Annotated in this window: 23 protein-coding genes; 4 read left to right on the forward strand and 19 right to left on the reverse strand. The window is 51.3% G+C overall.

Features of this window, described 5'->3' with window-relative positions; genetic code table 11:
* Positions 1–263: 263 nt before the first annotated feature.
* Together aroD and MKX74_RS19460 are read right to left on the reverse strand one after the other, a co-directional pair.
* Positions 264–1034, reverse strand: a complete 771-nt coding sequence (gene aroD, locus MKX74_RS19455; RefSeq protein WP_341179511.1) for a type I 3-dehydroquinate dehydratase — start codon at positions 1032–1034, stop codon at positions 264–266.
* Between the two features lie 125 nt (positions 1035–1159).
* Positions 1160–2194, reverse strand: a complete 1035-nt coding sequence (locus MKX74_RS19460; RefSeq protein ID WP_341179512.1) for a helix-turn-helix transcriptional regulator — start codon at positions 2192–2194, stop codon at positions 1160–1162.
* 95 nt (positions 2195–2289) lie between these two features.
* Between MKX74_RS19460 and MKX74_RS19465 the strand changes: the two genes are divergently transcribed.
* Positions 2290–3201 (forward strand): SDR family oxidoreductase, encoded by a 912-nt coding sequence (locus MKX74_RS19465; protein WP_341179513.1) that lies wholly within the window; start codon positions 2290–2292, stop codon positions 3199–3201.
* Between the two features lie 501 nt (positions 3202–3702).
* On the opposite strand, the gene MKX74_RS19470 is transcribed toward MKX74_RS19465, so the two are convergent.
* A complete protein-coding gene (locus tag MKX74_RS19470; RefSeq protein ID WP_341180615.1) occupies positions 3703–4563 on the reverse strand; it encodes a helix-turn-helix transcriptional regulator in 861 nt (286 codons plus the stop codon).
* A 168-nt stretch (positions 4564–4731) separates the two neighbouring features.
* On the opposite strand from MKX74_RS19470, the gene MKX74_RS19475 reads away from it, so the two are divergent.
* Positions 4732–5790: a Gfo/Idh/MocA family protein gene (locus tag MKX74_RS19475; RefSeq protein WP_341179514.1), complete on the forward strand. Its 1059-nt coding sequence runs from the start codon at positions 4732–4734 to the stop codon at positions 5788–5790.
* Entirely contained in the window at positions 5787–6656 is an 870-nt protein-coding gene (locus MKX74_RS19480; RefSeq protein ID WP_341179515.1) for a sugar phosphate isomerase/epimerase family protein, read from the forward strand. Before MKX74_RS19475 ends, MKX74_RS19480 begins: the two co-directional genes overlap by 4 nt.
* A gap of 17 nt (positions 6657–6673) precedes the next feature.
* On the opposite strand, the gene MKX74_RS19485 is transcribed toward MKX74_RS19480, so the two are convergent.
* On the reverse strand, positions 6674–7543 hold the full coding sequence (locus MKX74_RS19485) for a sugar phosphate isomerase/epimerase family protein (protein ID WP_341179516.1): 870 nt from the start codon (positions 7541–7543) through the stop codon (positions 6674–6676).
* A gap of 378 nt (positions 7544–7921) precedes the next feature.
* Positions 7922–8989, reverse strand: a complete 1068-nt coding sequence (locus MKX74_RS19490) for an ABC transporter ATP-binding protein (protein WP_026281112.1) — start codon at positions 8987–8989, stop codon at positions 7922–7924.
* A gap of 958 nt (positions 8990–9947) precedes the next feature.
* Between MKX74_RS19490 and fabV the strand changes: the two genes are divergently transcribed.
* Positions 9948–11144 (forward strand): enoyl-ACP reductase FabV, encoded by a 1197-nt coding sequence (fabV, locus tag MKX74_RS19495; RefSeq protein ID WP_341179517.1) that lies wholly within the window; start codon positions 9948–9950, stop codon positions 11142–11144.
* 151 nt (positions 11145–11295) lie between these two features.
* On the opposite strand, the gene MKX74_RS19500 is transcribed toward fabV, so the two are convergent.
* The 14 genes from MKX74_RS19500 to MKX74_RS19565 all read right to left on the reverse strand — a co-directional run bounded on the left by MKX74_RS19500 (position 11296) and on the right by MKX74_RS19565 (position 24627).
* The gene (locus MKX74_RS19500) at positions 11296–11814 is read right to left on the reverse strand and encodes a GyrI-like domain-containing protein (RefSeq protein WP_341179518.1); all 519 of its coding nucleotides are present in this window, start codon (positions 11812–11814) and stop codon (positions 11296–11298) included.
* 32 nt (positions 11815–11846) lie between these two features.
* Positions 11847–12227 carry a VOC family protein gene (locus MKX74_RS19505; protein WP_341179519.1) on the reverse strand — a complete coding sequence of 127 codons (381 nt, stop codon included), beginning with the start codon at positions 12225–12227 and terminating at the stop codon, positions 11847–11849.
* Positions 12228–12349: 122 nt separating this feature from the next.
* A complete protein-coding gene (locus MKX74_RS19510) occupies positions 12350–13060 on the reverse strand; it encodes an RNA polymerase sigma factor (protein WP_341179520.1) in 711 nt (236 codons plus the stop codon).
* A 176-nt stretch (positions 13061–13236) separates the two neighbouring features.
* Positions 13237–14232, reverse strand: coding sequence for a Gfo/Idh/MocA family protein (locus MKX74_RS19515; protein WP_341179521.1), 996 nt, complete (start codon positions 14230–14232; stop codon positions 13237–13239).
* Positions 14229–16040 (reverse strand): CRTAC1 family protein, encoded by a 1812-nt coding sequence (locus tag MKX74_RS19520; protein ID WP_341179522.1) that lies wholly within the window; start codon positions 16038–16040, stop codon positions 14229–14231. The genes MKX74_RS19515 and MKX74_RS19520 overlap by 4 nt, the downstream gene beginning before the upstream one ends.
* A gap of 130 nt (positions 16041–16170) precedes the next feature.
* Positions 16171–17157, reverse strand: coding sequence for a DUF1702 family protein (locus MKX74_RS19525; protein ID WP_341179523.1), 987 nt, complete (start codon positions 17155–17157; stop codon positions 16171–16173).
* Between the two features lies 1 nt (position 17158).
* Positions 17159–17416, reverse strand: a complete 258-nt coding sequence (locus tag MKX74_RS19530) for an acyl carrier protein (RefSeq protein WP_018884930.1) — start codon at positions 17414–17416, stop codon at positions 17159–17161.
* Positions 17417–17433: 17 nt separating this feature from the next.
* Positions 17434–18189 (reverse strand): 3-oxoacyl-ACP reductase FabG, encoded by a 756-nt coding sequence (gene fabG, locus MKX74_RS19535; protein ID WP_341179524.1) that lies wholly within the window; start codon positions 18187–18189, stop codon positions 17434–17436.
* Positions 18190–18198: 9 nt separating this feature from the next.
* Complete coding sequence (locus MKX74_RS19540) at positions 18199–19488, reverse strand: beta-ketoacyl synthase N-terminal-like domain-containing protein (protein ID WP_025676722.1); 1290 nt, start codon at positions 19486–19488, stop codon at positions 18199–18201.
* On the reverse strand, positions 19448–20317 hold the full coding sequence (locus tag MKX74_RS19545; protein WP_341179525.1) for a beta-ketoacyl synthase N-terminal-like domain-containing protein: 870 nt from the start codon (positions 20315–20317) through the stop codon (positions 19448–19450). Before MKX74_RS19545 ends, MKX74_RS19540 begins: the two co-directional genes overlap by 41 nt.
* Positions 20314–21519, reverse strand: coding sequence for a beta-ketoacyl-[acyl-carrier-protein] synthase family protein (locus MKX74_RS19550; RefSeq protein WP_341179526.1), 1206 nt, complete (start codon positions 21517–21519; stop codon positions 20314–20316). The genes MKX74_RS19545 and MKX74_RS19550 overlap by 4 nt, the downstream gene beginning before the upstream one ends.
* 26 nt (positions 21520–21545) lie before the next feature.
* Positions 21546–22496 (reverse strand): hypothetical protein, encoded by a 951-nt coding sequence (locus MKX74_RS19555; RefSeq protein WP_341179527.1) that lies wholly within the window; start codon positions 22494–22496, stop codon positions 21546–21548.
* A gap of 141 nt (positions 22497–22637) precedes the next feature.
* Positions 22638–23312, reverse strand: a complete 675-nt coding sequence (locus tag MKX74_RS19560; protein WP_133569524.1) for a helix-turn-helix domain-containing protein — start codon at positions 23310–23312, stop codon at positions 22638–22640.
* A 226-nt stretch (positions 23313–23538) separates the two neighbouring features.
* A complete protein-coding gene (locus MKX74_RS19565) occupies positions 23539–24627 on the reverse strand; it encodes a class I SAM-dependent methyltransferase (protein ID WP_341179528.1) in 1089 nt (362 codons plus the stop codon).

Genomic DNA, 24627 nt, shown 5'->3' on the forward strand with positions numbered 1-24627 from the left:
TACATACTTTCTGATATTATAGAATAAGAAAGTCCACAGCACAAGAACTATATTCCTCCATGGAGAGACAAATTCACATGGTATGCTGTGACGTCCTCTTCTATTTCTGCGAAATTTCTGCGAACTCACATCGTGCCGAAGGCAGAAGCAAGACCATCACCTCATCCCTCAAGACCCTAGACTACACAAAAAATCCCTGAGCCGTAGCTTGCGACTCAGAGATTCATCTTGTTCAGGAGACCATGCATATCCTTACTTCATTGCTATTTCACCAGCTGCTGATGGAACATGGTCAGCATCGTACGCAGCTCTGAGATAGCCACCTGTCCTGGAGCAGAAGCTTGCTTGGCTGCGCCAAAGGTGACCGACGAGCCAAATAGCTCACCAGATAACCGGCTGATCACCCCGTTTGCCGCCATCGACATCGTAATGATCGGACGATCCGCGTACTGCTCCTTCATCGTGTTGGTAGCATCCAGCAGAGTAATCACATCCGCTGTGGAGGTTGGCATGACGGCGATCTTGGGCAGATCAGCACCAAGCTCCTGCATTTTCCGCAGGCGCCCTACCAGTTCATCCTTGGCTGGGGTCTTGTGAAAATCATGATTGGACATGATCACATGCACCTGATGTGCATGCGCCGTATCTACCAACAGTCGGACATCCTGCTCCGCACGGAACAGCTCGACATCGATCAGATCCGCTTGACCGGATTGTGCAATCGCCTGATTCAGCTGTACATAATAGGAAGAGCTTACCTCCTTCTCCCCACCCTCCTTCGCGCTGCGAAAGGTGAACACGAGTGGGATGTCTGGCAACAGGGCTCGAATGGTCGCCAAGGCTTCTCTGACACGATCTATGTCCTCTACCTGCTCATAGAAATCCACCCGCCACTCGACAAGGTCGGGACTCAGAAGCCGCAGCTCCGCTGCTTCCTCCTTCAGTCGCTCCAGATTAGCGCCTACCATGGAGACACAGATTTTCGGGATGCCCGTGCCAATGGTTATGCCCTTGATGGTTAGTGTGTTTGCCAAAATGACCTACTCCTTCTTCCTGATGTGGATGTGGATATGGTATTACGATTATGGTGGGTTCACCATTTGGAAAGCAATATGAACAAGTCTCCTATGGCCCACCGACACAGCGTGTAAGCTCGGTATTACGTACTCTGCGTTGCCTGCTGCTCCTGACTAATAATTTTGGAAGAGCCATACAGCTTCAGAATTGCCTGGGCGCGCTCAGCAATGGTATCTATTAAATGCTCTGGCTGTAGCAGCTTCATCCGCTCACCAAAGCCCATGACGTATTCCACAATCTCCTCTTCATCATTGAAATGAAGACTCACACGAGTCCAGAAATTCTCATCTGTTAATCTCTCTCCACTACGCTCTTCATGAAGATGTATATGCTTGACGAATTTCCCTGTAAAGGTAAGACGCCCCAGAATAGAGCGATGTGCCAGCACGTCGGCCTCATAGACAGGAATGCCCTGTACGAACTCATTCTTGCTCTGGTGCCAGTATGCACGCAAGGAAAATTCTGCTGGACGAACGATGGCATCAGAGGTGATCTGAACAGACAACATTCGCGACAATCTATAGCTGCGCAGTTGATCTGTCCCGGAGCTTGCTACCAAATACCATGTATTCCCCTTGGCGACCAGCCCGAGTGGAGCCACGCTACGCTGGATACGACTGCCGTCGGCTTTCTCGTATTCCATTTGTAGCTGAAGCTCCTGCCATACTGCCTCATACACAAGTGCGAACCGCTCAGCCTGCTCCTTACTCTCCACAGCAGGTGCCCAGGTGCCTGTGTCGATATAGATTTTGTCCAGGAACTGCTCGGCCTCACGCTTCATCGGTGAAGGAAGGGCATGCAGCAGCTTGGCGCGGACTTCATCCTCCCGAGCAGGTAATCCTAGTTGTCTCATAATTGTATCGGAAGGAACGATGAACAAGGACTTGATCTCATGCAGCCTCATCATTCCTAATCGACTGCGGAAATCCTCCATCAGCCGCCAGCCTCCATCCGGCCCGCGCTCCGAATAGACGGGTAGACCCGCCACACTTAACGCCTCCAGATCACGTATGACTGTACGACTGGATACCTCCAGACGCTCTGCCAGTTCACGGGTCGTCAGCTTGCCATGAGTCTGTAGCAGTAGAAGCAGCGCAAGCAGCCGATCGGCTCTCATAAGCTCCCTCCTTGGTGATTCGTATTATATATGACAATAGATGACATCATTATAGTGTAAAGTGAACGGTAAGACAACGAAAGGAGCTGGAACACATGCAACCATTACAAGGAAAAGTAGCTTTAGTAGCCGGAGGTACTCGTGGTGCCGGAAGAGGCATAGCCGTCGAGCTAGGTGCAGCCGGAGCCACGGTATACGTCACTGGCCGCACGACGCGTACGCAGATTTCGGAATACAATCGGCCCGAGACCATCGAGGACACGGCAGAGCTGGTGAACGAGGCTGGAGGGATTGGCATCCCCGTGCAGGTCGATCATCTACAGCCAGAGCAGGTGAAGGCTCTGATCACCCGCATTGAGCAGGAGCAAGGCCGACTGGATATCCTCGTGAACGATATTTGGGGTGGTGAGCTGCTCACAGACTGGAACGTCCCGGTCTGGGAGCATTCACTGGACAACGGGCTGCGTCTGCTGCGTCTTGCACTTGATACCCATTTGATTACAAGCCACTATGCCTTGCCATTGTTAATCCGCCATGCAGGAGGTCTGGTCGTGGAAATGACGGACGGTACCGCCGAATACAACCAATCACACTATCGTCTGTCGCTCTTCTACGATCTGGCCAAGACGGCTGTAAGCCGGATGGCATGGGGGCTAAGTCATGATCTGAAGCCGCATGCTTGCACAGCTGTCTCACTGACACCAGGCTGGATGCGATCCGAGATGATGCTGGAGCATTTTGGCGTCACTGAGTCGAACTGGGAGGATGCGACGGAGCAGGAGCCTCATTTTGCCATATCTGAGACGCCGTTCTATGTAGGTCGCGCCGTAGCAGCCCTTGCCTCGGATGACAACAAGGCTCGCTGGAATGGGCATTCGTTGTCCAGCGGCCAGTTAGCCCAAGTATACGGATTCACTGATAGGGACGGGTCCAGACCCGATTGCTTCCGTTATCTGGTGGAGGTGCAGGAGGCAGGAAAGCCTGCTCAGACTGAAGGCTACCGCTAGGCAGGCATTGGCGAACAGTACCTTATCGAATCTGATTTCAGGTGTGAATGATTTGGAGAGATCCTAATTAGCGGACAGCGGGGGAGCCTAGAGAAACGACAGTTGCCGACCTTAAGCTTGCTGTTCATCCGCTTTTTCAATTTCGTTCCAAAGAACAGCAAGCTTAACAGGGACCCACAGTGCTCCCCGCTTGCAGCAACTACACTCACATTGGATCTGTTCAAATCTGGTCAAGGTACTAAGAGGTCTGGGAATATGATGTTTGGTGTGAAGTATGTAGTGTGTAGTGTGTAGTGTGTAGTGTGTAGTGTGTAGTGTGTAGTGTGTAGTGTGTAGTGTGTAGTGTGTAGTGTGTAGTGTGTAGTGTGTAGTGTGTAGTGTGTAGTGTGTAGTGTGTAGTGTGTAGTGTGTAGTGTGTAGTGTGTAGTGTGTAGTGTGTAGTGTGTAGTGTGTAGTGTGTAGTGTGTAGTGTGTGTGTAGTGTGTAGTGTGTAATGTAAAGCTAACGCTCTGTCCTAAGCTCAGAGGGGGACAGCGATTTGTACTTCTTGAAGGTCCTGCTGAAGTAGGACACATCCTTGAAGCCAATGGCCCAGGCAATCTCGGAGACCGTCATATTGGAATGACGTAGCAGCTGCTCGGATCTATTGATGCGAAGCTGATTGATGTACTCCGAGATCGTCCTGCCCGTCAGGCTGCTGAACAGGCGACTGAAATGATAACGGCTCAGCCCGATCAGGTCAGCGAGCTCGCTGGCCGTAAGCTCCTGATCCAAATGCCCGTCAATATAGTCGAATACCGGAGCGAAGCGCTGCAGATTCCTCGTTCGAGTCTCATGCTGCGGGAGCTGACTACACTCGGTGACATAGCTACGAACCAACAAGGTCAGCAGGCGATACAAGGACGACTTGATCGACAGCTCATAGCCCGGCTCCTGCTCTCTGAACTCCCCAATCATGGCATCCATGCATCGGTTCAGATTGGCATCACGCTCAATCCGGTTCTGGAACAGAATCTGGTTCCGGGCGATCGGGGCTATGTATTTGGTCTCAATGGCGTCTGGCGACAGGCTATGCAGCAGCGCAATATCCACAATGAGCACATGGTATGCCAGCTCGTCGGATTGGCAGACACCCATATGCAGATCATTGCTATTTAGCACGACAAGATCCCCGCTTTTTACACGCAGAGGTACCCCATTACATTCAATAACCGCTTCCCCTGATACAAAATATTGCAGCTCCAGATGGGCATGCCAGTGGTGCTGGAATATAACCTGTCCTTTGGTATCGTAACGCAGTGAATTAAGCTTGGCTGGAAAATGGGGATCTGGCATATCCATTTCTTCTCGTAACGCTGTCATTCTGCTCACGTCCATCCCTCCTGAAGCGCACAATTATTCAAATAAACAGCACACGGCTACATAGCCTAGAGAATGCTCTCCCGCTACAATGAAGTCAATCCTCATGGAGTTGTACATCGTTTATGTCTACATTTGAAGCAACAAGCATACCGAAAGGAGCTGGTTCCATTGAAAAAAGTACATATCGGTGTCATTGGAGCAGGAAGTATATCCGACTTCCATCTTCGACCCTACCGTAATCATCCGGACGTCGTCATCGAGGCCATTTGCGATAACAACAAAGCACGAGCGGAGCAAGCAGCCACGGCGAACGGCGCTACGAAGGCTTATACTGACTACCGGGAGTTGCTGGCTGACAGCGCTATAGATGCCGTCAGTATTTGCACCTGGAACAGCACCCACGCCGAGATTAGCATCGCCGCACTAGAGGCGGGCAAGCATGTACTCATCGAGAAGCCGCTATGCCGCACCGTTGATGAGGCTATTCGTATACAGGAGGCAGTTCGCAGCTCCGGCAACATTTTGCAGGTTGGCTTCGTCCGACGCTATGATCCCAATGTTCAAATGCTCCGTTCGTTCGTCGAGGCTGGAGAATTCGGAGAACTGTACTATGCCAAGGCATCAACCATTCGCAGATTGGGGAATCCCGGCGGTTGGTTCAGTGATGTAGATCGCTCGGGCGGAGGCCCCCTGATTGATATTGGCGTGCATGTCATTGATCTATGCTGGTATATGATGGGCCGCCCCAGAGCCGTATCCGTCAGCGGCAACACCTATTACCGCTTAGGCAATCGCGCACATATCGCGAACCTCTCCCGTTACCAGGCTGCAGACTATGACGCTAGTAAGAACAACGTTGAGGATATGGCCAATGCCTTAATCCGATTCGAGAACGGCGCGTCTCTATTCGTCGATGTTAGCTTCTCACTCCATGCACAGCGTAACGAAAGCTCAGTCAAGCTATATGGAGATCAAGGGGGGCTGGAGATTGATCCTCAGCTGGTGATGGTCTCCGAGAAAAATAACACGATTCTAAATATTCATCCACAGACAGATAGTGCGACTTTCCAGGTGGACACCGCATTTGCGAATGAAATTGCGCACTTCATCGAATGCATCCAATCAGGCAAGGAGCCACTTAGTCCTGTTGAGGATGGTGTGGCGATTACGAAAATTCTTAATGCCGTCTACACATCTGCCCAGCTTGGAAAGGAGGTACATCTGTGAAGCTTGGATTAAGCAGCTATAGCCTGTATAACGCACTGCGCAAGGGTGAAATGGACATCGTCGGCTTCATTGATTACGCAGCTGAGCTCGGAAGTGAGCATATCGAAATTGTGCCCCTCGGCTTCGATCTGACAGAGCAACCCGAACTAATTGATCGGATTCGCTCTCAAGCGCTTGCCGCCGGGCTGGAGATATCCAACTATGCGATCGGAGCCAATTTCCTGACAGACCATGATGACGCTTACGAGGCGGAAATTGAGCGTGTCAAGAGCCAAGTGGATATCGCCGCTCGTCTGGGTGTCAAGCTTATGAGACATGATGTGGCCTCCAGTAAGGATGTCTCTATTGGACATTTTAACAGGCAGCTCGACCGCCTGGCCCACGCTTGCCGCACGGTAGCACGCTATGCTGCTGCCTTCGGAATCACTACAAGTGTAGAGAATCACGGATACTTCATTCAGCATAGTGATCGTGTCCAGGCACTGGTCGAAGCGGTGGAGGAACCCAATTACAAGACAACACTGGATATTGGCAATTTCATGTGTGCCGACGAGAACCCGGTGGTTGCTGTGCGCAATAATCTTCCCTATGCATCTATGATTCACATCAAGGATTTCTATCTTCGTCCTGCTCATGCAGATTCACCAGACGGCCCTGGAGAAGGCTGGTTCCGAACCACTGGCGGCAATTATCTGAGAGGGGCTATTGCCGGACATGGAGATCTGGATCTGCGAGAGGTGCTGCGCTCTATTAAGCAATCAGGCTATGACGGCTATCTGTCCCTCGAATTCGAAGGGATGGAGGATTGTCGCACAGGCTCCAGGATCGGCATGGCCAACGTTCGCCGGATCTGGAATGAGGTATAGGCGAGGGGCGCGTGTAGTTAGACACCGCGATAGCGGCGAACGAAACGGATGGCAGCCTCAAGCTCGATATGCGGCTGCTGTCCTGCTTCCCGCTCAATCGTCAAATATCCGGTATATCCAATCGCCTGCAAGGCTGCAAAATAGGCTGCAAAATCAACCGTCCCCTCCCCCAGCGGAACCTCCCGGAAGCCAGCTCCTGTCTCAGCCATTGTCGCGATCTGATCATGACTTAACTCCCCATATACCTCATAAGGATCAACTTCCCTTATTCGAATACCGTCCTTCACATGTGTATGAACAATATAATCTCTCAAGCTATATACGCCTTGGACGGGATCATCGCCCGTCACCATCACCATATTGGCCGGATCAAAATTCACCGCAACACCAGGTGTGTTCAATGAATCCAGGAACTGCTTCAATCGGTCGGCAGGCTCGGGTCCTGTCTCAATCGCAAAATATCCCCCAAGATCCGAAGCTGCGCGTCCCAGCTCATTGCATGCCTCCTGAAGCACTTTATATTCATCATGATTCGTGTCTTTGGGAATAATGCCAATATGGGTCGTCACGATCCGGCAATCCAGGTCAAGCGCCAGCTCCATGACCCGCTTGGATTGCTCAATTCGGCGCGGATTGTCCGCAGCATGTCGAAAGCCCCAGCCCCCATAATCGGCGCATAATGCAGAGATATCCAGGCCAAGCCCTGCAGCATATTGGCGCAGTTCCTTGCGCCGGTCCGTTGTCATCTGTACGGGGTCCATTTCCCCTTGGGTTGCCCAGATCTGAACTCCCTCCGCTCCTAGCTTCCGGGCTTCAAGCAAATCCTGATACACCCCTAGACCGAAGCTGTCCGAGATGACTCCTATTTTGTTAGCAAATGCTGCCATTGTCCTCACGCTCCCTGTTCAGAATATGATTAGCCATATAGCCTTCATGTCAACAAGTGAATGTGAATCGCGATGGAACTATATTCTATTTTAACTTTTCGTTGTTCATTTTCCTACTCATGTCCGGCACAAAGCTCGCTTGCATCTGCAAACGATGAGATCATTACATGTATGATTACATATATACGGATAGCAAAAAATGAAAAAAAAGGTGGTGCACCGTCGTTATGACAGTACACCACCCGAGACACAGCAACCTTATGAGCTCATAGGCCGCTGTTGCTATTCAATTATTTCAACAAAACGCATTCTGTAGATACAATGCCGTCAGGAGCTGCTATCCCCAGCAGTCTGACCTTACATCATGATCCGTTTGTCTTACAGCTCGTAAGCATCTACCATGACAGGCTCAGCATAATTCTGCTCCAGATCACGGCGCTTAGTCTTCACGACTTCTGGCGGCTCTACCGCTGGAGACATCGGATGAAGCAGCCAGGACTTCACGTAATGTGTATCCGATACCTTGAACAAAGGAGGCTCCTTCTCAAAGTCAATATTCATAGCATAGGAGCTTCTCAGCGCAAATGCATCACCTTTAGGAGGATGTAACAAGTCTGGTGGCGTACCTGGAATCGCAGTCAGCTTGGTGCCTCTGCTGTCTAGGTGCGGCATGGATGCAAGCAATCCCCATGTATATGGATGACGCGGATCGTAGAAAATCTCCTGTACTGTTCCGGTCTCGACAATCTGACCAGCGTACATAACAGCTACGCGGTCTGCCATTTTCGCTACGACGCCAAGATCATGGGTAATGAAAATAATGGCTGTCCCAATCTTCTTCTGCAGATCCTTCATCAGTTCCAGAATCTGAGCTTGGATTGTAACGTCAAGAGCCGTTGTTGGCTCGTCCGCAATCAGCAGCTTAGGGTCAGCAGCCAGTGCCATTGCAATAACGACGCGCTGACGCATCCCGCCACTGAATTCATGCGGATATTGATTGAAGCGCTGCTCTGGCAATGGAATACCTACCAGATCAAGCAGCTCAATGGCCCGCTTGCGCGCTGCTTCTTTATTCATTTTTTTGTGCTTGAACAGCACCTCTGTAATCTGCTTACCTACCTTGATTGTCGGGTTCAGAGAGGTCATCGGATCCTGGAAGATCATGCCGATCTCATTACCACGAATGCTCTGCATCTGCTTGTCATTCTTCTTAATGATTTCCTGACCGTCAAACATAATCTGTCCACGCTTGTACATTCCTTGTGGCTCAGGGATTAGCTTCATGATGGCCTGTGAGGTAACGCTCTTGCCTGAACCGGATTCACCTACGATCGCAAGTGTCTCCCCTTTGTTCACGTAAAAGCTGACTCCGCGGATCGCCTGCAGCTCGCCGCCACGAGTCTTAAATGATATAGCTAAATCCTTAACTTCCAAAAGACGACTCATATGTTATATCACTCACATTCATTATTTAATAAGAAAAACATCAATCGACGTACTTGCGTAAGAAGATAGACCACTTTAAGCAGTTGTTTTTCTTGCGATTATACAAATGACCAGCTTCGCTAAAGCTGTTAGGTTGTATAATCTAAAGAAAAACATCAATCGACGTACTTGCGTAGAAGATAGACCGCTTTAAGCGGATGTTTTTCTTGCGATTATACAATGACCAGCTCCGCTAAAGCTGTTAGGTTATATAATCTAAAGAAAAACATCAATCGACGTACTTGCGTAGAGGATAGACCGCCTTAAGCAGTTGTTTTTCTTGCGATTATACAATGACCAGCTCTGCTAAAGCTGTTAGGTTGTATAATCTAAAGAAAAACATCAATCGACGTACTTGCGTAAGAAGATAGACCGCCCTAAGCAGTTGTTTTTCTTGCGATTACAAGATGACTCAGCTCCACTGATGCTTGTGCATGCTGCTCACAGTTATATAGACACAACTTGCACAATTATTTAATTTATTCTACCCACTCTCTGACCTGACGTCAAGAATTAAACAGTGGATAAAAAATAATAAAAACAACGGATTGACAGTCGCACAACTGCAAATAAACCAAATATTAGGTGATGATACCTATCTGATACATTGCACGATCTCTTACATTCTATACAATAATCCCTATGAACGTCAAAACAATCTTTGACATGTAACATATTCACGTCATGTTTATTAACACTTAAAAACACATTCAGAAATAACAGCTCCATCATGTGCTCACCAACCAAATAATGACTAAATCCGGTTGAATGGAGACACAAGGTTTTCGTTTTTCAAAAAAATCGTTAAAATAGGATAGTACATCTAAGAATACAATGATGGTTTAGAAAGAGATTGTGAATCAGACTTCACGCTTTCGCTTGTACAATTTTCGGATCTGAAGAGAGGTAATGAATACACATGATTATTAAACCAAGAACCAGAGGTTTTATCTGCACAACGGCTCATCCAGTCGGATGTGCTCAGCAAGTACGCGAGCAGGTACAATATGTACAATCCCAGCCAGCCATTAGCGGACCGAAAAATGTATTGGTCATCGGAGCTTCTGCAGGCTATGGACTGTCCTCACGCATTGTAGCGGCCTTCGGGGCTAATGCAAATACAATTGGCGTCTATCGTGAAAGCTCCGCAGGCAAGGGGCGCACAGCGTCTGCTGGCTGGTACAATTCGGCTGCCTTTGAAGAGGCAGCTCAGGAAGCTGGCCTCAAATCCTACAGTATTACAGGAGATGCCTTCTCAGCTGAGCTGAAGGCTGAAACGATTGAACTGATTCGTCGTGAGCTGGGCCAGGTTGATCTGGTGGTATACAGTGTAGCTACAGCTCGCCGTACCCATCCAGCTACAGGCGAGACCAAGACTTCCGTACTGAAGACACTCAATGGGACCTACACGAACAAAACGGTTAATTTCCATACCGGAGAAGTAAGCCAGGTTACTTTGGAGCCCGCTTCGGAGCAAGAGGTTGAGGATACTGTATTTGTCATGGGCGGTGAGGATTGGCAGGACTGGGTTAACCGCTTGCTCGAAGCTGGAGTGCTCGCAGACAACGCCACTACCATTGCCTATTCATACATTGGTTCGGAGATTACGAAGCCGATTTACCGCGACGGAACTATCGGCAGAGCCAAGGACCATCTGGAAGCTACAGCTCTTACAATGACCAACAAGCTCTCTTCTATTGGTGGACGCGCCTATGTTGCTGTCTGTAAGGCACTGGTTACTCAATCCAGCTCGGCGATTCCAGTCGTTCCTCTCTACATCTCCGCACTGTATCGTGTAATGAAGGAGAAGGGGATTCATGAGGGCTGTATCGAGCAAATGTATCGTCTATTCGCAGATCGCCTGTATGCTGCAGACGGAACTCCGGTCGATGAGAAGGGACGCATCCGAATTGATGAATTGGAGCTGCGCGCTGATGTCCAGGAAGAGGTAGCACAGCTCTGGGCCACAGTGGATACAGACAACATCTATGACAAGACTGATCTGGAAGGCTATCGCCGTGAATTCTTCCGACTGTTCGGCTTCGAGATCGATGGTATAGATTATGAGGCCGAGGTTGATCCTGAAGTAACCGTTGCAAATGTTATCAATAAATAAAAATATATCATGAATATCCGATGATGCTAGGTTCATGCAGGCTCTTGGCCATGCCAGCTGGCATTATCATGACTACAACAAAAGGATGCCCCGCTTGTACGACTTCGGGGCATCCTTTTTGGTCTTGCAGTTAGCAAGGTACCAACAACGATCAAGCGGGCTCAACAGCAATGCAGATATCATAGTCAAAGCTATCTATTTCCTCTGGTGCAATGTCGAAAGGATTTACAGGCTGCAAGCGATTGGCCTCAATCCAGTATACTCCCTCTTCCGATATAGCCTTATAGCCACTGCCGGCAATCCAGGCGAATAAATCCTGATAGATCGTGTTCAGGCGCTCACGATCTCCCTCGAACCGAAGAATTACATACTCACGGGTGGGTACCTCCAGAAGCTCTACAGCATCCGGGAAGGAAGTATCATGAGACACCTTGACACCGACCTTAATTTTCATCGTACCGTCACCCTCATCCGTGTTCCACTGCGGAGAAAATACATATCCGATCTCAGCATCGAGGCGCAGGGGGTGTTCGTCAGGTAGCACGGCCTCAATACGCTTCCACTGTCTACGAACCTCATGTCCCAGCTTGGCGAAGGGGGCCTCCACGGTCAGTACAGCCGCCTTGAAGCCCTCCAGCTTCTTGATCTCTACATCTTCGCTTGTGATCAAATGAATCTCCTCCTATCCAAATGTCTTGTGCATTACTCCGGAAATGAAATCAACTGTGCCCAATTGCCGTCCAGATCCCAAAAATCAAAGAACTGCATGCCAGCCTCATCGTGCACCTCGGTTACCTTCACTTGCTTCTCCTGGAAAATCCGATGGGCTTCCTCTACATCCGACGTGAACAAATTGAATGCAGCGTGCTTGCACTGCGGGATTGTCTCTGACCGGAACAACGTAAGAGCTGTCGCTTGCGGACCAGCTTCCTTGAATCGAAAGCCGATATAGTTGGTATCTGGTGTCACGTAGACCCGATCCAAATCCAGCAATTGCTCATACCATTCAGCTGATCGCTTGAGGTCCGTCACCGGGATGAAGATGGTATCAATTCTCGTTACTAGTGCTCTACGTTCTGCCACGCCAAACCTCACCTCTCTTTCGACGAAAATACTCGGCTCCTGCCGATTATACCCCGTTAAATACGGGTGCGATGAATTAACGTAGGTATACACGAAAAATATACACCTGTTTTATATTTTTTTTATCTGGATGAGACCATACATACATTCCCGTCAGGGTCCTCGAAGGCGAATGATAGTCGATAAGCCCCCACCCGCATCTGTCTGAGGAAGCTGTCCTGCGAGGATATCTGTAAAAATGCATTAACAATTTGCTGTGCATCTCGCCGTCGGAAGCCTTCAACAATAGTTTGGAAAGCATCCCGCTCCAACAGCGTAGCCTTCGATATGGGCGCAACATCCAGATTTCCCTGACACGCGCGGGCTTGCAACATCTGAATTTTATGTCTGGCGCGGCTGCGGGTAATATGCACTGCCCCTTCGGTACCTCCGATTAGTCCAGCAGTCTCCTTTGCCGTGAAATGAAATACATCCATGAGGAGCAGCACCACCAGATAACGGGGAGACAAGCGACTGGCAAGCAGCTCCAACGTCTCCAGCAGTTCCATGCCATCAGCCATCTGTGCTCCCTGAAGCTGATGCTCAGGCAACATGTGCAGCGATACCTCCTTCAGCTTGCGCTTGCGGCACATATCAATCCACACACTTTTGGTAATCCGGTAAATGAAGGCTTTCGTAACAGCTCTGCTGCTGTCCTGCTTGAGTGCCCGCAAGAGGCGGAGTGCCGTCTCCTGATACACATCCTCGGCGTCGCCACTCCCTCCAGTAACAGAGAGGCTATACCTTCGGATATGCTCATGGTAGGTTGCCATCCATTCTTCCGTCCGACTCATGCTCTGCCCCCTCCGATCCATCCTATGACTGGGTTCGAATTTTTCCTTCTAATGATCATTTACCATAGTTTTCCTCTACTTACAAGTATGTATATACATTCACAAAGTCTATGTAGCTAAAAAAGCAAGGACTCCCGTACGGAGCCCCTGCCTAAGTCGAATCTTCCTTCGCCAGATTACTGGCCTACAGATAACGCCTCAAACAATACCTTCATGCTCTGATACGCTTCCTGTCCGCTAACAGCAGGCTTTCTATCCTCCAGAATACTGTGAATGAAGTCGTCTACCATGCCCGACTCCATGCCCCCGTCCTTCCGGAGAGGGAGCGCGACCGTCTCTGTTACAACACTGCCGTCCATATCCGATATCGTAATCGAATCCATTGTCTCCCCGAACAACAACGTGCCTTTCGTTCCATAAAAAACAGTCCTGTGCTCCTGTAGCGGATTGTTCCAGCTAACCTGTACGGTGCCCAGCACTCCTGCCGCAGTCTGCAGCACCAATGCCGCACTGTCATTCACTCCTGATATGCCCCTTACGCTTGAGGTCAAGGCATGCACCTTTGTAATCTCATCTGCCAGCATCCAGCGCAGCATATCCAGACGATGAATGCCGAGATCCCCGAGCACACCAAGTCCTGTCTCACTGCCATTCAGGAACCAGCTCTCACTGCCATCTACGCTCCACAGCTCTGGCCCGCCATGCTGAAATTGAGTCATCACTTGTGTGACCTTGCCGATCCGGCCGCTATCCAGCCAATCCTTGGCTCTTCGAAATACCGGGTGCAGCCTCTGATTATGTCCGATCGCCAGCACCTTGCCTGCACGTTCGGCCTCCTCAATCATGAGCTGGCACTGCTCCAGACTTACAGCCATCGGCTTCTCCACGAACACATGCAGTCCCCTGCGCAATGCATGCACCGCATCTGCTGCATGCAGCCAATTCGGGGTGCAGATGATAACCGCGTCCAAGGCAGCAGACCGAAGCATCTCCTCAGCAGTATCATAGACACCTGTCACACCATATCGCTCAGCAAGCTCCGCAGCCCTTGCTTTGCGCGTATCACACAATGCCGTGAGGACAGCCCGTGGGTGGGCGAGCAGCTCAGGAATATGCCGGGTAACAGCAATTCTGCCACACCCGATGATCCCAATGCGTAATTGCTCACTCATTGGCCTGTATTCTCCTCTCCATGGCTTGGATCTGAATTCGTGGCGCGGGGCTGTAGCGTATCCTCCATAGGAGTATCCGGCTCTGTCAGCTTCAGAATCTGATTGGCCTCCACATTCTCCAGCTCTTGTACTCGGCCACTTGGCCATTGAATAGTGAGCTTGTCCACCTTGGTGTGAGCACCTAGGCCAAAATGAATTCTCGGATCACTCTGAGCTCCGTGAGAATTGCCACCATCTCGTTCAATGGCAGTACGGATGCCTCCAATTTCAAAGATAGCTTTCGCTCCTACAGCATCCCGATTGCTCGGGAAGGTACCCTCCAGATCCAGCTTGATCCAGTGATTCCCCGTCTCATTATGACTCTTGTAGAGCTTCTGCTCCGCACCCTGATTGGCAAATACCATATCGAGCGTTCCGCGATTCCATAGATCTACGACAGCAACGCCACGGCTATCCAGATCAAAGGTAATGCCCACATCCTGAGCGACGTCCTTCATCGTCGTGCCATTATTCCAGAACAGAAGCTTTTTCTCATAGCCCGACAGGCTCTTGTCTTTGAATGGCGGCCAATTTTTCGTATCCTCTACAATCGTACCAGGCGTAGTCGCAAGGGTTCCAAGGTCGAACCAGTAGTCACGCTTGGTGCTATCCGAGATGAAGCCATTGGTCACCATCAGGCTGAAATTCCCACTGTTATCGGCATCCAGGAATCGTGCTCCCCAAGAGAAGCCTGCGAGATTGATGCCCATTTCCTCTGCACGATCCACGAATTTGCCGTCAGCATTGGCCTGCCACAGCTGGTTGCCCTCCAGAATATAACGGGACTTGCTTACATTGGATACATAGACAGCCTGATTACCGTCGTGGAAGACGTCTGCGAAATCTGCATTCATCCCTTTGTAAGTGTCATCGCCGATTCCCCGCTTTTGAATAATACGTTCGAAATCCTTTCCTTCGCGGTTGAGATACAGCACATCTGGACCAAAATCATTAGCGTTATAGATATCAGGCCAACCATCGTTATTCAGGTCTGCAGCCCCGGCAGCTAGCGTCCAGCCCGTATCACCAGTACCTGTCTCCTCCGTTACATCTGTAAAGGTGCCGTCCCCGTTGTTGCGCAGCATGATGTTCGTCCCGCCGTTACGTGCTTTTTCGAAATCATTATGCATAATCTTGGTGGTGGTCAGGTTGAACAGATCATGGTCTTCATGAAAGTAACCACCGAGATAGACATCCAGATACCCATCCCGGTTATAGTCCAGCGAGATAACTTTGGCAAAATTGCCCATAATGTTGCTGACTCCACTCTCCTCGGATACATCCGTGAAGGTACCGTCTCCATTGTTGCGGAATAGCTGGACAGGTCCCCCCCATTTGCCGATTAGCAAGCTGGGATAACCACTGTTATCATAATCCAGCCATAACACGGTCTCCGATACCCCAGTCTGATTGACGTCAGCAACACCCAGTTCCTCGGCTACATCCGTAAAGGTACCATCGCCGTTATTGCGATAAAGGGCGTTCTTGCTGCCACGGGCGGAGCTGGTAAAATAAATATCCATCAGACCATCGCCATCATAATCCTCGACAGCCACTCCCGCTCCTGTCGATGCCAGCCAGGGCATCACATGCTCGACCTTGGAGTCGAATACAGCCTTCTCATGCTTGAAGTCGATCCCTGCCTGCTTCGTGACATCCTCATAGCTGAAGCCATATTCGGCTACTTGGGACCCACCAGCCGCGCAGCCGCTTAAAGCTGCACCCGCCAACATGATCCACACACATGACATCGTGAAAGTTCTCCGCACAATGATCCTCCTTTGGCTCAATTTGCTCGTGTGAGGCTGCATTGAGCACTTGGGCTTTTTGAATCGTTCAATATTAAATCGCTTGCTACACTTGACTATGAACCAGTGCTAGTTCGAAATAAGCACGGTATTAAAGTGCTCCTTGTCCATTCGAAACTGAGCTCAGCTTACTTCTTACTCCTTGAATCCAGTGCACATAGGGGTTCTCTCCTGCCAAGCTCCGCTGTTGAATCCTATCCTCAACGCTCGCCTTCACTTCATGCACCAGCCGAATCGCCTCGGTTATCTGTGCCTGTGAGGAGGCCGTCAGAGCAGCTACCCTATGCTCGAAGTCTGGCGTCTGGAGCCTACGCGCCTCCCAGCCGAAGGATAGCCCCTGAACAAAGCCTGCTCGCAGCTCTTCAGGGATGTAAGCAGACAGAGCGCAGGTCCATTCCATGTCGTCGAACATGCTGTAGGCTGCCGCCAGTCCTGCTCCACTCATGGCATCGGCTTGATGCTCGGAGGGTAGCTTATCCACTTGCTGCATTAGCTTCATGGGGTTGAATTCGCATTGGAACCATAACCAGCGTCCCAGGCCTTGATAGCATACGGTCTCGCCAACGGGTCCAAACCGAGCGAAGCGGGCGATCGTCTGCGGCTTCGATGCGAAGCGCTCCATTCCCGTTCGGAAGCCAACTCCGTCAAAGATGATCGGGCCATGCAGAGGATCAAGACTCCCCAGCATACGCTCATAAGCCTGAGCCCGATATCCGTAGCGAGTCAGCAGCCACCAGCCCAATCCGACGTAGTATTGGTAAAGATAAGCGCTGGACACCTGGGCAGCATTATGCTCAAAGGCTCGTAATTCTCTGAAGCGAAACAGGCTGCGGGCACCTAACCCCATCCCCATGCCCTCATAGGCAAAGCCCCGGTAAAAGTCATTGAACCGTTCATCCAACCGAGTACGTACACGTTCGGGGTCCAGCTCCGCCTCTTCAAGTACGGTGTTGTAGCCTTCCAGAAAGGCTCCCAGAATGGTGGAGAACCGATCTACAAAACGGGGCGTCCCCGTCTCCAGCAGCGGAATTCGTCGCGCTACAGCCCCGTAATTCCGGCGCAGCCATTGCACACGCATCTCATACCCCCTTGGACTGGGCCAAAGCGACAATGTCTTCGAGCGTTCGGATGCTGCTTAGTTCATCTTCTTCAATTCGGGCGCCAAATTCTCTCTCCAGATACACTGACAGCTCCAGTGCTGATAAGGAATCGATCCCTAGCTCCCCGAGCGGAGTCGCGAAGTATTCGGCAGGCGTCAGCCCGAGATCGCCTTCTCCGCTCACGTCTTGCGCCAGCTCGTACAGTCTGCTCCTCAACTTCTCCTCTGATTGATTCATGCCTATTCCTCCTTGGATTAGTAAAGTCCTCCATCTACGCTGAGTACAGCACCCGTCACATAAGAAGCCTCGTCAGACAACAGGAAGAGCACCACCCGGGCTATCTCCTCTGGCTGCGCGAAGCGGCGAAGCGGTATGCCGCGCGTTACTCCCTTTCTGCGGCGATCAGTCAGATCACCTACCATTCCGGTGTCGACGTAGCCAGGTGCTACGGTGTTGACTCGTACCCCCAGCGGACCGGCTTCGCGGGCGAGTGCCTTGCCGAACCCGATGACCCCGGCTTTCGCAGCCGAATAATTGGTCTGCCCTGCTGTACCGCTTAAGCCCGACACCGAGGCCACGTTCACGATACTGCCCTGCTTGCGGGTCAATGAAGGCAAGGCTGCCTGCACGACCGGAAAAAGAGCGCCCAGATTTACCTCCAATACATCCTGCCAGCTCTGCTGCGGCATCGTGTAAAGCGGAGCGTCCCGAATCATGCCCGCATTGTTAACAAGGTAATCCAGCTCCAAGCCCCGAAGCTCCTCCAGGAGTGCTGCACAGTTCGTCGAATCTGTAAAATTGGCCCGAATTGCTCTTGCATTCTCCAGCCCGCCGCATTGCTCGATTAAGGACTCCGCAGCCTCGGCATTACTTGAATAAGTGAATACTACCTGTGCCCCTGCTGAGACTAGCATGCGGACAATAGCTGCTCCGATCCCCTTTGATCCCCCTGTTACAAATGCTGTCCTGCCCTTGAAATTCCGTATCTGTAAGCTCTGCTCTTGCTTCATATCATCCTCCTAACTCCATCGCTCCAGCCTGCAGGCAGCGTGGAAACCTCCATAAGCAGGCACTGCCTTGATGATGGATTGCAGTGGTGTCTGCAGGACTCTCTGCACAACAGGCATTCCCAACTTGGGATCGACGATTTCACAGTGTGCGGTAGCAGGTACCAGTTGCTCTCGCAGACAACGAATGCCAAGCAGCAGCTCCATCATCGCACTGGCACCCAGCGTGTGCCCCAGCCCTCCTTTAAAGGCTGCTATCAGGGGAACGTCTCGTTCCAGTCTGTCCATGGCCAGGGTGATTTCTGCAGCCTCGTATCGATCCCAGAGTCGGCTGCCGGAACCATGCGGAATGAGCAGATCCACCGTCTCCCTTTTCCCCTTTCTCACGGCCCCTTCAATAACAGACGCATAGGTATGTCTGCTAACATCAGGCAGCGTCATGCTCCATGAATCCTGCGCAAAACAGCCTCCTGTATAGCTGCACAGCGGAAGCGCCCCACGTAGTCTGGCATGCTCAGCTGTCTCCAGGATCAGTGCGCCTGCTCCATCACCAAGCACGGACCCGTCCCGCTTCGTATCGAACGGGCGAAGAGCTCCGGACGGTGAGAGAGCCCCCTTCTCATCAAGCCACAGATATTCAGTGACATGTGCATAATCCGAGCAAGCTACAATGACTACATCCGTGTCGCCCGAGAGCAGCAGCTTGCGACCTAGCTCTAGCGCATATAGCCCTGATGCACACGCATTATTGACTGTATAAGCCATGCCATCGACCCCGAACAATTGGGCGATATAGAACAGGTACGGAAAGGTCTGCAGATGAAAGAACGATTGCTGTAGCTTGGAAAAGGCAGGAGTTGTATCCGTCTGTCCTAGCAGACGATCAGCCAAGGATGTGACTCCCAAATTCTCATGTCCGATGACTAACGACACCCGGCAGGGCCTCGGCCACGCAAGCGAGTCGGTCCCAGCTGCTAACCCGGCATGCACCAGCGCCTGACGAATAACGGCGATCAGCATTTGGACATCGGCATCCTCTGCGAGTCCCCACCGCTCAAGCGCGGCGTGCTCGGATGGCAGCAGCAGGGCTTGTAATCGTTCCTGCTCTATGCCATAGACTGGATACGCCAGTTCATCACCGATTCCAGCCGTAGCATAGATTCTTCTCCCTGCCTGTGTGTCTCCCCTCAGAAGCGCTTGCCACACCTCTTCCTCTGTGCTGCCGCTTGAGGCTAGCAGGCCCGTTCCTGTAATGACCGCCTCAGGCCAAGCCTGAGATGGGTGCAACGAGTTGGACAACATGGCCACCTCCCTCCGCATAAGCCAGCCTGACCTGATGATCCTCAAGCTCTGATTTCATCCCAAATGGGCGATTGTTCTCACGTAATTGTTCAGCCTCTGCAGCCATACAGAGCATCAGATCTCCCGAACGCGGTACGAGGAGAAGCTCGTCGATGTCTGTCTCCTTAGCCATATCTCTCCAGCTGCGTTCAGCTGGAAGGGCCTGCAGCAGGAAGGCAGCAGCATACTCGCCAGAAGCCTGTGGGGGTTCTACATAATCAGTCAGCTTGTCAGGAATATGCACGTGTACGATACAGACGACAATCCTGTCTACCATGTTCAGCCGCAGTAAATCTGCCGCATATTGAAAAGCCTGCACCCCGGTACGTGATCCGCTAGACACCGTAACATTGACACCTGTAATGCCGAACTGGGCCGCAAGGTGCCCGCCTATGACATTCAGAACCGTCTCTGGAAAAATAGCTGGATTGGTGCCGTTGACTCCGAACGAGGCTGCATCCTCATCGAGCTGAAGAATGGCCTCAAGATTCGTATACTCCCCACCAATAATCATTCCCGTTCGTTCTGGACATTCAAGCTCAATCCCCTTCAGGGCTTCCGCCACAGCCAAATAAGCCATTCGTGAGGGGCGTCCCCACTTCCGGACTCCTGGCAGTCTGATCGCAGTCACCTCAGCAGGAATTCGTTCAAGCCGTGGGGACAGCGTAGGATTGTTCATGGCTCTCCTGAGCCATGGCTGGGCTAATCGTGTACCGGCTCCCGCCGGGGTCACCGCCCCGCTGCTCAGCATTAGTAGCTCCGTGCAGCTGCTTTTGCCGGAATTGCTCATCCTGTCGTTCTCCTTTCGGGAGCAGCTAGCACGATCGAAGAATTAATACCTCCGAACGCGTAGGAATTGGACATGACAATGCCCACACGTCCCTCCTGTACCTGCCTGTTAATAGTTAATTGCTCATGTATGCAGATGGGATCGATGTGCTCGGTATTGGCTGTTGGTGGAAATGCGCTGGTCTCTATGGTCTTCACACACATGACAGCTTCGATGGCACTGGCAGCCCCAAGCGTATGTCCAAGATGGCCTTTGATGGAATTGACCGTGAGCCGTTCGTCCCGATTCTTATCCATGAACACCTCCATAATCGCTTTGGCTTCCATTCGGTCATTAGCCATCGTACCTGTTCCATGAGCACTGACATGCGTGACCTCGTACGGAAGAACACCAGCAGCGCTCATCGCCTGCCGCATCGCCCGAACGGCCCCTTTCGCCTCAGGATCAGGCTGTGTAATATGATGCGCGTCGCAGCCCAGTCCATAGCCCAGAAGCTGCGCCCTCTGTGAAGCTCCACGCTTCTGGGCATGCGCTCGCGTTTCGAGCACCAGCACCCCGGCTCCCTCACCGAGAATCAGCCCTTGGCGATTCACGTCAAAGGGACGACAGCAGTCTGGTGACATCGCCCGCAGACTGGAGAATCCCGTAAAGGCCACCCACGACAGCGAATCCACTCCACCTGCAATCATAATGTCAGCCCGGCCGAACCTTAACTCATCCATGCTCTTGGCAATGGCAAAATTCCCGGCTGAACAAGCATTTGTGAACGTCCATAGCGGTCCTTGAAGCCCCAGCTTCGCCGCGGTATGAGCGGCAATCCGGCTCGGTCCACCTTGGACTGCTGGATTCGCACCTCGAAGAGCCTGCTCCAACGGCTCAATCTCGCCCATCGTTGTACCTACGCACAGACCTACACGATAACGAGACAGGTCTGCAATGCTTAGGCCTGCTGAACGTAGAGCTTCCTCTATCGCTGGCATAAAAATGCCAATAGTTCTTCCACCCCCATCGAGCAGGCTCTGCTGCTCGGGGGCAGGTAAATGGCGGATCTGACAAGCCATCTTATTCGTATGTGAGCTGACATCGAACAAGGTGAGTGGCTCCGTACCACACTTCCCCGCCAACAACGACTCCCATAGCTCACTCGTATCACGCCCGATCGAGGTATGTGTGCCGATTCCTGTAATCATTACTTCATCCATGAACCATCCACCTTTGCATGCATTTCCTAGCGAGTCCCCACTGATTCGGCTTGCTCCCAGATCACATTCAGATTCGTCATATCCGGGGCAGGGCGCTCGAATTGCTCCATTCCCCGTTCTGCCGACACAATCACCTCAGCCTGATCCTCACCTGCTTCTACACGATTGCGCAGCTCTTCATTTTCAGGATACTGCTCGTACCCTTCCTCCCAGATTTTGATACCTTCTGTAATCTGCCCCTTCTTGACCAAAGCATCACCCAATGCAAGATAAGCTCTCGTCCACAACTCCGGCGAACGACCCTCATATTGACGCGCCACAGCCACACAGAAGGACAAGTCCTGAATGGACAGATCGATTCGCTGCAGCCCTACAGGCCAATAGAGATTGTTGATTCCCCGGGCATAGTGAGCCATCCAGTCATACGGATTGCGCTCCAGCACACGATCGAGTATTTCGATGGCAACATATGAACGTTGTCCCAGCACTGCTGTTCCGATTGAAGGGTCCTGGAGCCTGTCAATGATGGCCATAGATTTTTGGATTTCAAGCTGCGGCACATCCTGAGCGTTGAGTCCCTCGACGAAGGATACGAATTCTTCGCTACGCTCCGTGTCCATCAGTTCCAGTCGCAATGCAGTGGAGTAAGCAGCATTCGATGGATCATAGGCAACCGCCTCTTTCAGATATCGCACAATCTCCGATTGCTCCAACTGCTTGTTACGAGATGCAGTAAGAGCATAAGCAAAGAGCTGGTCAGCCTCCTCCACACTTTGCAGCGGAAGTTGTGGTCTCTCCACTGTATCCTGTTGAGCTGTCGTGTAAGATTGCGTCTCCTTGGCAAAATCCAGCTGAAAGGATTCCCACGAGGCTTCTGAAGAGATCGCAGGCAGATCATATGGCTTTGTCCACCACCAGTAGCCGCCTGCCAGTAGCAGAATCAGCACAATTACGATGGATATTGTTATTTTTTTCATACAATACTCCTCAATTGGATAGAGTCATGTGCAGCCTTCCCGCAGGACACGAAGATGCTGGAATATTCCTACGTGAGTACAGCTCCGATCCCTGTCTGCAAGAATGCCGTTCATGCTTGTATGGAATGCCTCGTCCGTACTCTATGTCCGATCGGCCTTCCAGTACATTCGTTTGAAGCGGGAGGGAGGCATGCCTACCTTCTTTTGGAACATACGGCCAAAATGGGTCAGATCTCCATAGCCCACCGCATAGCACACATCTGTTACAGACTGGTCGGTCATCAGCATTTCCTTAGCCAGCTTAATACGCTCATTGATCAGAAATTCACGGAAGGTGAGGCCCATTTTTCTTTTGAACATTTTGGAAAAGTGCCACTTGCAAACATAGTTCTGTCTGGCGACCTCTTCCAGGGTCAGATCGTTATTGTCCAGATTTTCCTGAATATAGTTGATGGATTTGTTCCAGTCGATATCATCAGCTTTGGCTCCCGCTTCTGCTTCTGTAGCCTGCGAACCGGGGAGTGAGGCCAAATAATACATCAATAGCTGGATGATGAATCGAGCCTGCTTGTCTGCCTGTGAGATCAGAAACTTGGGCAGATGGGAAGGAAGACTAGACCAGTGGAATCCTGGCGGCCAGCTATCCCCCGAGCTTACCACCAGCAGCGCCCCTGCCTCGCCACCCTCTGCCATACGACTGGCATCCTCCCACGATCCAGCATACCTTACCGGTATATTCTCCCAAGACTGATTCAGTTCTGCGCCGATCATCTGGCTACTTTCCGAACACTGCTCCACATCCCATACAACAACCAAAGAACTTCCCCTCCTGCCGTGTTTATAGTGGTTGTACCAGTAATTTAATGATAGATTTTTCCACTCAAGGTAACTCGGCTTTTTTTACCCATAAATCGGCTTTTTCCCATTTTCATCAATTGGAATTACGTAGGAATACTGGAGATTTTGTCGAAAAAAAAAGACACCACGTTGGGTGTCCCTGTTTGCTAATGAGTCATTTTCTGTGCTTTTGTCTGCGTAGACATTATTTTTGTGCTGTAATTATCGCACCACGTATGGCCGTACCACTGTTCACTTCAACATTGACTTGAGCGTACCCCGCCTCCATCAGCAGGCTTCCCCAATCCGCTGCAGTACGGAATCCGAAGCAAGGGGTCCCCTCCCTCATTCCGGTAATCTTATAGAAGCCCGGCAGTAGCGAGAACAAAAATTCCTGATGCAGCAGCACATCATAATCTGCCCTTACACACTCGGAAATGATGAGCTGACCCTTGTCTGTCAGCAGCTCACGCAGATGACCAAGCACAGTCGATAGGGGGCTACCGCAATGCACGGTATTGACTGCGTAGATGAAATCATATGAGTCCTCATCTGCAGGGGAGAAACGATTCATGTCGAGCTTGCGAGAGCTGAATGGAATCTCGGGAAATTCGGGGGCTAGAAGCCGTCTGGCCTTCCCTGCGAGCAGCGGGCTCACATCTGTAAGCACGTAGCCAGCAATGGTCTGATGACGTAAACGAAGCTCCTCGACCAAGGCTCTTGCTGCAGACCCGTATCCCGCTCCGAGCTCAAGAATCTTCGGAGAATGACCAGGAAGAATGCAGTCTGCCAAGGATTCGGCTGCCCATTGATTGTGGACCGAGTACAGATCATGAGCATTATTGAAGTAGCTTTCCCACAGGGAGGTGCCCTGCGCGCCAAACATAACCTGCATCACCTGAGACTCACCGTTCAATATGGCTAGCCAGTGGTAGGCCACATAATCAATCATCGTCAGTGACGGCTGTATATGAAGATTCAGAGCCTGCACGTCCCGCTCCCGAAGGTCGAGACCTGATGGGCGGCCTGCGGTCCAACGATAGAGCTCTGCGCCCTCCCGTACCAAGTGTCCCTCCTGAACCAGAAAGGCAAGAGCCCAGTGCACAAGTGACCGATATGAATCCAGACAACGAAGCTGCTGCTCGGCCTGCTCCCTGGAAAATGTGTCTGTGTCGTGTAGGCCTACATGCTCTAACTCCTCGCGAATCCGACCGGCAGTATAGCTGGTGACAAAATCATAGGCTGCATGATATACATCGTTAAATAAAGTACGACTGTCATTCGTAATCATCAT

The organism is Paenibacillus sp. FSL K6-1230, assembly GCF_038002385.1.
GTDB lineage: Bacteria > Bacillota > Bacilli > Paenibacillales > Paenibacillaceae > Paenibacillus > Paenibacillus massiliensis.

What these genes read in the sequence shown, in the direction of transcription:
- MKX74_RS19460 (WP_341179512.1), bottom strand. Translation starts at nt 2,194, where the DNA reads ATGAGAGCCGATCGGCTGCTTGCGCTGCTTCTACTGCTACAGACTCAT.
- MKX74_RS19465 (WP_341179513.1), top strand. Translation starts at nt 2,290, where the DNA reads ATGCAACCATTACAAGGAAAAGTAGCTTTAGTAGCCGGAGGTACTCGT.
- MKX74_RS19470 (WP_341180615.1), bottom strand. Translation starts at nt 4,563, where the DNA reads ATGACAGCGTTACGAGAAGAAATGGATATGCCAGATCCCCATTTTCCA.
- MKX74_RS19485 (WP_341179516.1), bottom strand. Translation starts at nt 7,543, where the DNA reads ATGGCAGCATTTGCTAACAAAATAGGAGTCATCTCGGACAGCTTCGGT.
- MKX74_RS19490 (WP_026281112.1), bottom strand. Translation starts at nt 8,989, where the DNA reads ATGAGTCGTCTTTTGGAAGTTAAGGATTTAGCTATATCATTTAAGACT.
- fabV (WP_341179517.1), top strand. Translation starts at nt 9,948, where the DNA reads ATGATTATTAAACCAAGAACCAGAGGTTTTATCTGCACAACGGCTCAT.
- MKX74_RS19510 (WP_341179520.1), bottom strand. Translation starts at nt 13,060, where the DNA reads ATGAGTCGGACGGAAGAATGGATGGCAACCTACCATGAGCATATCCGA.
- MKX74_RS19515 (WP_341179521.1), bottom strand. Translation starts at nt 14,232, where the DNA reads ATGAGTGAGCAATTACGCATTGGGATCATCGGGTGTGGCAGAATTGCT.
- MKX74_RS19525 (WP_341179523.1), bottom strand. Translation starts at nt 17,157, where the DNA reads ATGCGTGTGCAATGGCTGCGCCGGAATTACGGGGCTGTAGCGCGACGA.
- MKX74_RS19530 (WP_018884930.1), bottom strand. Translation starts at nt 17,416, where the DNA reads ATGAATCAATCAGAGGAGAAGTTGAGGAGCAGACTGTACGAGCTGGCG.
- fabG (WP_341179524.1), bottom strand. Translation starts at nt 18,189, where the DNA reads ATGAAGCAAGAGCAGAGCTTACAGATACGGAATTTCAAGGGCAGGACA.
- MKX74_RS19540 (WP_025676722.1), bottom strand. Translation starts at nt 19,488, where the DNA reads ATGTTGTCCAACTCGTTGCACCCATCTCAGGCTTGGCCTGAGGCGGTC.
- MKX74_RS19545 (WP_341179525.1), bottom strand. Translation starts at nt 20,317, where the DNA reads ATGAGCAATTCCGGCAAAAGCAGCTGCACGGAGCTACTAATGCTGAGC.
- MKX74_RS19550 (WP_341179526.1), bottom strand. Translation starts at nt 21,519, where the DNA reads ATGGATGAAGTAATGATTACAGGAATCGGCACACATACCTCGATCGGG.
- MKX74_RS19555 (WP_341179527.1), bottom strand. Translation starts at nt 22,496, where the DNA reads ATGAAAAAAATAACAATATCCATCGTAATTGTGCTGATTCTGCTACTG.
- MKX74_RS19565 (WP_341179528.1), bottom strand. Translation starts at nt 24,627, where the DNA reads ATGATGATTACGAATGACAGTCGTACTTTATTTAACGATGTATATCAT.